The organism is Amycolatopsis saalfeldensis (assembly GCF_900110575.1).
In the GTDB taxonomy this organism is placed as follows: domain Bacteria; phylum Actinomycetota; class Actinomycetes; order Mycobacteriales; family Pseudonocardiaceae; genus Amycolatopsis; species Amycolatopsis saalfeldensis.
The window spans coordinates 54,209-61,065 of sequence record NZ_FOEF01000033.1; the positions used below are offsets into that span (position 1 = coordinate 54,209).

Sequence of the window (6,857 nt, forward strand, 5' to 3'; positions counted from 1 at the left end):
TTCGTTCAGGCCGGGATGTCGCCGAGCGCCTTCGGCATGGCCTCGACGACCGCGTCGCCCAGTTTCTCGAACTCCCGCTTGAGGAACGGGCCCGCCAGTTTCGCGAGCCCGTGGAACACGATGGTGGCCCGGTAGGTGATCACGCCGCCGTCCGGGGATGAACTGAAGCTGAGATCGTCGGTCGAGGTCGCGGTCTTGTTCTTCCCGACGAAGACCAGGCGCTCCGGCTCCGAGCGGACGAGCTCGTAGATCAACTCGGTCTCCTTGCCCCGGAACCGGGAGACGTTGCGCCACCTGGACCCGACCTGCACCGGTCCCTCGTCCAGGCGGACACAGGACAGGGTGCCCGGGTCCCAGTGCTCCGTCTGCGCGAAATCCCGCAGATAGTGCACGACAGCGGGCACTGGCCGCTGCACTGAGATAGTCCGCTGTACCTGGACCATGGCAATTCTTCCTTTCTCACGGTTGGCCTTCTTCGACGGCGGGGTGGAAACCCGCTGGTCCGGCGCCGGCGTAGTGCCTGTCGGCCCGCCTTGTCCGTCGTCGCGCGGTCACGGTCCCAGTTTCCTCGCCAGGTCGCCACACCGCCGGACGACGGGGATGGCTCGGCACCGCCTTGCCGCCTTGCATCGCATATGCAACGATATCCGAAGTTCGAGCCGCTGTGGGGCGCCGGAACACCCGAGTCGACCGGCGAGTCGCCCCTCACCGCTCGCACCACCGCCCCAGCCCTTGGCGGCTACCGCTCGGAGATCCGCGGCGCGCCAGGGAGGCGGGCGTTCATGACTCTTCACACGCAAGGACCGGGGAACGGGTCGCCATGGTCGATGTGAGCCGCATCCCGCCCCCGCTGACCACCCTCTGGGACTGGCAGCTCGACGCCGCCTGCCGCGACATCGACAGCACGATGTTCTTCCACCCCGAATACGAACGCGGTGCGGAGAAGACCAGCCGCGACAGCCGCGCCAAAGCGATCTGCCGGCGCTGTCCGGTGATCGAGGCTTGCCGCGGTCACGCGCTGGCCGTCCACGAACCCTATGGCATCTGGGGCGGCCTCACCGCCGCGGAACGCACCGCGCTCCTCGGCGAAAGAGGCAGCGCCATGGGTGAATTCCGGGCGGCGGCAACGGTGAGCACCGGGGCGGAGCAGCTGTTCGAGTATCTGTCCACGGTCAGCAACCTGCCGCTGTACCTCGCACCGATGACGTCGGCCACCCCGAAGGGCGGCCTGTGGTTCAGGGTGGACCGCGACACCCGCCGGATCGAATGGGGCTCCGAAGGGCTCGGCGGCTACCACGGCTTCCTCACGATCACCAGCGCCGGGGACGAAACCGAACTGCGGGTGCGCGTCACGCGCAGGCCCGGCCGCGACGTGCAGCGAGACCTCGACGAGACGCTGGCCACCATCAAACGGCTGGCCGGGTGTGCCGGCTGATCGGGGCCCCGCCGTCGGCGCCCCAGGGGGCGTACCGTCTGCATCGCCGATGAAACGCGAGCGGACGCTCGCCAGGAAGGCGGCAGACCACCGGAAGGGCGGTCAGGATGCGGGGTCACCCCGACGCGACCGAGCCGGTCCTCATCACCGACGCGGCCACCTCCCACGCCGACGAGCTCAAGGTACGCAAACGCCGCTACACCATCATGATGCTGTGCCGGATCCCGTGTCTGGTGCTGGCCGGTCTCACCGCGCACATCTGGTGGCTGGCGGTGATCTTCCTCGCCGTCTCGGTCCCGCTGCCGTGGCTGGCCGTGATGCTCGCGAACGAGGGCCCGGCGCTGCGCACCCGGACCGTGAGCCGCTTCCGGCCGGGTCAGCGGCGCCTGGAAACCGGGGACGGCCGGCGCTTGCGCGGCCGCTGAGCGGCCGGGCGCGGCCGATCACGGGCCTCCGCAGCGGCGGAGGCGACCCGGAGCGCGTCGTCGAAGGTCTCCGCGATCTCGTCCGGCCCGGTCGCCGCGGGCACCCAGCCCGGCCCCGCGGGGCAGACCCCGAGCCCGGTCTCGCGCAGCGCGCGCAGCAGCGGCAGGTCGGCCGTCGACGAGGTCATCGACCACAGGAGCACCAGTGACGGCGCGAACTGGCGGACGACCTCCGAGACGACCTGTCCCGGCACCATGCCACCGAGGTAGACCGCCGGCACACCGGTTTCACGCAGCGCCGCGTAGAGCATCTTGACCGGCAGTTCGTGCCGCTCGGCCGGGCTGCAGGCCAGCACCACCGGCGCCCTGAGCGAGACCTCGTCCACGATCGGGAGGTGGCGGTCCAGCGCGGCCGACGCGGCCGCGGACAACGTCCATTCCGCGGCCATGCAGTCCTCGCCGTCGTTCCACCGGCCCCCGAGATCCCGCAGTACCGGCGCGACCACCGAACTCCAGGTACGGGCCGCGCCCAAGGTGGCGAGCGAGTCGTCGAGCAGGCCGGCCAGCGCACCCGAGCTGAGCCGGTCGGCCGCCGAGCCGATCGAGGCGATCCGGGCGTCCGGGGTCACGTTCGCGGCCGAACCGGCCAGCGCCGCGCTCGCCGCCTCCCGGGCCGGGTAGCCCTGGGCGAGCAGGCCGCGCATCCGGCGCAGCCGGTCGAGGTCGGCGGCGGAGTAGCGGCGCCGGTCGCCGGAGTCACGGTGACTCGCACCGATGCCGTAGCGGTTGTCCCAGGTCCGCAGGGTGACCTGCGGGACGCCGAGCATCTCGGCCACCTGAGCGGAATTCCACTGTCCAGGTGGGCTCGTCAGCGGGACCGCCATGGTCTGGCCTCCCCTCTGCTGCCTCGATCCGGGCCGAACGGTGAAGAACGCATTGTCCCACTGGCCGATCGAGCCCACAAAACAACCGCTCCGTACTGCACACCGTCGCGAGAACACGTAGGTTTGCATCGCAGTTGAATCGATTACTGAGGAGAACCCCTGACCTCGAGCAACCGCGCTGCCGCGACCGCCGGCCCGCTGCCCGCCGCCGCGGGGTGGTGACCGGCGCCCGGCGTCTGCCCGGATGGGTCCAGCAGGCTCCCGACGGCTTCCTCGACCCGTTCCGGTGTCAGTCCGGCCGGGTCGAGCACCCGGCCGGCCGGGATGCGCTCCACATCGTGCGCGATCGCGAACTGATCACTGGAGAACGGCAGGACCACGGCAGGGACGCCGGCGGCGAGGCATTCGGTGAACGAGTTGTTGCCGCCGTGGTGGACAACAAGACCGGCGTGCGGGAGCAACGCGCGTTGCGGCACATGGTCTTCGACGATCAGGCGATCGTCCGGGCCGAGCGCGGCCCGCACGGCCGCCACCCGGTCGCCGGCTACCAGGAGCACGGCCAGCCCGGGCGAGCGCAGCACGCCGCGCGCGACCGTGACGAGAACGTCGTCCCTGGCCGACAGGAACGTGCCGAACGACACGAGCACCAGCCGGCGGTGGCCGCCGTCAGTGAGGCGCGCGATCCGGGCGAGCCACTCGCCCGGCAAGGCGTCGGCGCCGAGAGTGCAGTGACCGGCGAAGATCCGCGCCGGCCCGCTCGGCAACGCGGGCAACCACGGCAGTTCCGGGTAGTTGAACAACACCGCCTCGGACGAGGTGAGCGCGAACGCCCGGCCCGGCGGCGGACGCTCCGGCGCGTGCTTCGCGGCGAACTCGGCGAACAGCCGGGTGAACAACACGTCGTTCTCGGCAGCGGCCGCGCGCAGCTCGCGCAACCCGCCGGGGTCCGGTGTGATGGCCGCCGGCCAGTAGGGCGGCACGCCGAAGAACCGGTCCGGCCCGTCGAGGACGTAGCTGGGGTGGCCCGGGCAGAACGTGGCCCACCGCGCACCGAGGCAGTGCAGGGCGAGGGTGGCGGAATAGGCCAGCTGGTCGACCAGGTACCAGTCCGGGCGCAGGCGCTCGTCGAGCGCGCGGATCGCGCCGAGCACGGCCTCGGGCGACGAGAGCATGTCGGCCCGGCGGTGCCGCACCTGGGTCAGGAGCGCGTGCACAGCCCCTTCCGCTGTCGCCGCGAGGAATTCGGCCAGCCGCGCCGAGCCGGCAGTGTCCTGGCGGGTGCGCTCGGCGATGCCCGTGTTGGCGTTGTCCCCGAACACCAGCGGCTGGAACGGCACCCCGAGCGAGCCCGCGAGGCTCGCGAACTCCGGTGCGCAGGCGAAGCTCACTTGCGCCGAACCCGTTGCCTGCAACGCCGCCGCGACCGTCGCGAGTGGACGCGCGTGCGAAGCGAACGGCGGGCTGATCACCACGATCCGCGGTGAGCGGGCCCCGGTCGTCACGTCCATTCGCTCTCCCACGCTAGTGCCCCCGGCTTCCCCGCAAGACTGCCATGAAGGAGATTCCTCGTGCCTGAGTCACTGACGGAACGCACCGCCCTCGACCCGATCGCGGCATTGCGGGTAGCCGGATCCGGGTTCTCCGTGCACGAGCCATCGGCGCTGCATCCCCGATTCCGCGAGCCGGCGTTCCTGGAGTACGCCGGTATCACCCCGCCCGGCCCGGCGACCTCCGCGGAGCTGCTGCCGGCCCGGCTGCGCAGACGCGTGCGGACCGATTCCTGCGGAACCCCGGAGGCGTTGCTCGCCGAGCTGTTCGAGGTGAATCCCGGCAGCCCCGCCGGCGCACGGGCTCTGTCGGTGGCACTCGACGCCTTCTCCGGCTCCGTTGCCTCGGCCGGCCGATACGAAGCGGAAGTGGCTCTGCGGCGGGCTTTTCACGACGGCCCGCGTGCGCTGCGACCGTTCCTGCTGGACGTGGCCGAGAGGCACAGCTTGGCCTGCTTCGAGATCGACGACGTCACCGACGCCGCCACGGACAGCCGGCATCATCGGCACGCAGCCGTGCGGTATCTCTCCTCGCGGTGCGCCGAGCCCGCCGCGATAGCCGCTCTGGAAGGCTTCCACGCCTCGGCCGGCAACGGCTACGACCGGCTGCTGGCCGCCGTGGCGCTGGCCGGGACAGGCCGGCCGGTGATCGAAAGCGCCGTGTGGCCACCCCGGCGGCCCGTCGGCCCGGGCGGACTGACCATCGCCCAGTCCATGCTGCTCGGCCCGGCCGACCGGCCGGGTGCCGGCGCCAGCGGCGGGCTCACGGTGCTGCTGCGGGGCCTCGGCGACGCGCTGGGCCGGCAGCCGGGCATCGGCCGGGTGCTCACCCTCGTGCTGTGCCCGGCGCCGCGGCTCGAGCCGGGCAGCCCGCTCGTCACCGGAGACGATGCCCATCTGACGGTCCGGATACCGGTCGATCACGGACTCCCGCCCGCGCAGACCGACCTCGCACAGCACCGGACGTCCATCACCTTCTGGACGCGGCACCTGCTGGCCGCGACCGGGCTCGTGCCCGGCCTCGTCCACGTGCGCTACGCCGACGACGGTTCGGTCGCGATCGCCGACGCCGCCCGCGCGCTCGGAGCCCGGGTCGTGTTCACCCTCACCGCCGACCCCCACCGGTCGCTGGCGAGCCGGTACGGCCCCGGCACCGATCCCGACCCGGCCGCGGCCGGCATGGACCTGCACCGGATGTACGCGGCCGACCGGCTCGTCGCCGCCGCGGACACCCTGCTCACCCTGCCCGGGCGAGCTCCCGGCGAGCTGGAGCGCTACTTCCCGTTGCTGGCGCGAGGCGGACGTGACGCCACGGCCATCGAGGAAGGCATCACCCTGCGCACGACCGGGGACGACTCCGCGCGGCAGGAGCGGCTGGTGCGGTCCCTCTTCACCCAGGACCGGGACCTGCCCCGGTTCTCGGCGGCCGCGCGCGGGCTCCCGCTGATCCTGTCGGTCGGCCGGCTGCACCCGGTCAAGCAGCAGGACCTGCTCCTGCGGGCCTGGCTCGACCGGAAGCTCTACCGCCACTACGCGCTGGCAATCGTCGGCGGCGATCTCACGAACCCCACCGCCGAGGAGCGGCTCGTCCTGCGGCGGATCCTGATGCCGGCCGGGGCAGCGCCCGAGGCCGCCGGCCGGCTCGCCGTGCTCCCCGCGTTGCCGAACAGCAGTGTCCGCCTGCTCGAACACGGACTACGAAGATTCCTGCCCGCCGCCACCGCCCACCTCTACGTATGCCCCAGCGAAAAAGAAGAATTCGGCATCGCGGTACTCGAGGCGATGGAGGCCGGGCTCGTGGTGATGGGGCCACGACGCGGCGGCCTCGGCCACTACATCCGCCACGGCGGCAACGGGTTCCTCGCCGACACCGGAGACCCGGACCGCTTCGCCGACGACCTGACCGCCGCGGTACACATCCTCACGACCACTCCACACGCCGCCCGCGCGATCGGTGAAGCGGGGCGCCACACCGTCCTGACGCGATTCGACATCAGCCAGGTCGCCGCCCGGTTCGCCGGCGCCTACCACCGGACCGTGGCCGCCGGGGCGCTCGCCACGCATCAGCCCGGGCCGCTGCGTTGCGATAGCGATGCAAAGGTGTGACGATCGTCAGAGCACCAGCCGCAGACCGTCAGCTCGAGAGGTGCGCATGAGTTCACTCACCACGCCCACGAAGGGCACGAGCGCGCTCGAGAAGCAGCTGGCCACGGCCGCGGAGGGCGCCGACCAGCGCTACCACATGGCCAAGGGCCTGCGGCACCAGTTCAACAAGGTCTTCCCGACGCACTGGTCGTTCCTGCTCGGCGAGATCGCGCTCTACAGCTTCATCATCCTGCTGCTTTCGGGTGTGTACCTGACGCTGTTCTTCGATCCCTCCATGGAGGAGGTCGTCTACCACGGCAGCTTCCAGAACATGCAGGGCCTGGAGATGTCGAAGGCGTTCGCGAGCACGCTGGACATCTCGTTCGACGTGCGCGGTGGCCTGTTCGTGCGCCAGCTGCACCACTGGGCGGCGCTGATCTTCGTCGCCTCGATGATGGTCCACATGTGCCGGATCTTCTTC

Annotated in this window: 5 protein-coding genes and 2 pseudogenes; 4 read left to right on the forward strand and 3 right to left on the reverse strand. The window is 71.5% G+C overall.

Features of this window, described 5'->3' with window-relative positions:
- Positions 1-5 precede the first annotated feature (5 nt).
- Positions 6-443, reverse strand: coding sequence for an SRPBCC family protein (locus BMY97_RS42485; protein WP_091628910.1), 438 nt, complete (start codon positions 441-443; stop codon positions 6-8).
- Positions 444-820: 377 nt separating this feature from the next.
- On the opposite strand from BMY97_RS42485, the pseudogene BMY97_RS48950 reads away from it, so the two are divergent.
- Positions 821-1,084 (forward strand): annotated as a pseudogene (locus BMY97_RS48950) (WhiB family transcriptional regulator); the annotation flags it as partial.
- A gap of 458 nt (positions 1,085-1,542) precedes the next feature.
- A complete protein-coding gene (locus BMY97_RS42495) occupies positions 1,543-1,860 on the forward strand; it encodes a DUF3099 domain-containing protein (RefSeq protein ID WP_091628914.1) in 318 nt (105 codons plus the stop codon).
- Here the strand turns inward: BMY97_RS42495 and BMY97_RS42500 are convergent.
- Positions 1,812-2,744 (reverse strand): MerR family transcriptional regulator, encoded by a 933-nt coding sequence (locus tag BMY97_RS42500; protein WP_177231816.1) that lies wholly within the window; start codon positions 2,742-2,744, stop codon positions 1,812-1,814. The two genes, BMY97_RS42495 and BMY97_RS42500, sit on opposite strands and share 49 nt — an antisense overlap.
- Before the next feature lie 143 nt (positions 2,745-2,887).
- Positions 2,888-4,252 carry a glycosyltransferase gene (locus tag BMY97_RS42505; RefSeq protein WP_091628917.1) on the reverse strand — a complete coding sequence of 455 codons (1,365 nt, stop codon included), beginning with the start codon at positions 4,250-4,252 and terminating at the stop codon, positions 2,888-2,890.
- Positions 4,253-4,312: 60 nt separating this feature from the next.
- Here BMY97_RS42505 and BMY97_RS42510 point away from each other — a divergent pair, with 60 nt between their 5' ends.
- Together BMY97_RS42510 and BMY97_RS42515 are read left to right on the forward strand one after the other, a co-directional pair.
- Complete coding sequence (locus tag BMY97_RS42510) at positions 4,313-6,397, forward strand: glycosyltransferase family 4 protein (protein WP_091628919.1); 2,085 nt, start codon at positions 4,313-4,315, stop codon at positions 6,395-6,397.
- 46 nt (positions 6,398-6,443) lie between these two features.
- Positions 6,444-6,857: pseudogene (locus BMY97_RS42515) on the forward strand (cytochrome bc1 complex cytochrome b subunit); the annotation flags it as partial.

Bases quoted from the DNA above. Each gene is read 5' to 3' on its own strand.
- BMY97_RS42485 (WP_091628910.1), bottom strand. From the start codon at position 443: ATGGTCCAGGTACAGCGGACTATCTCAGTGCAGCGGCCAGTGCCCGCT.
- BMY97_RS42495 (WP_091628914.1), top strand. From the start codon at position 1,543: ATGCGGGGTCACCCCGACGCGACCGAGCCGGTCCTCATCACCGACGCG.
- BMY97_RS42500 (WP_177231816.1), bottom strand. From the start codon at position 2,744: ATGGCGGTCCCGCTGACGAGCCCACCTGGACAGTGGAATTCCGCTCAG.
- BMY97_RS42505 (WP_091628917.1), bottom strand. From the start codon at position 4,252: ATGGACGTGACGACCGGGGCCCGCTCACCGCGGATCGTGGTGATCAGC.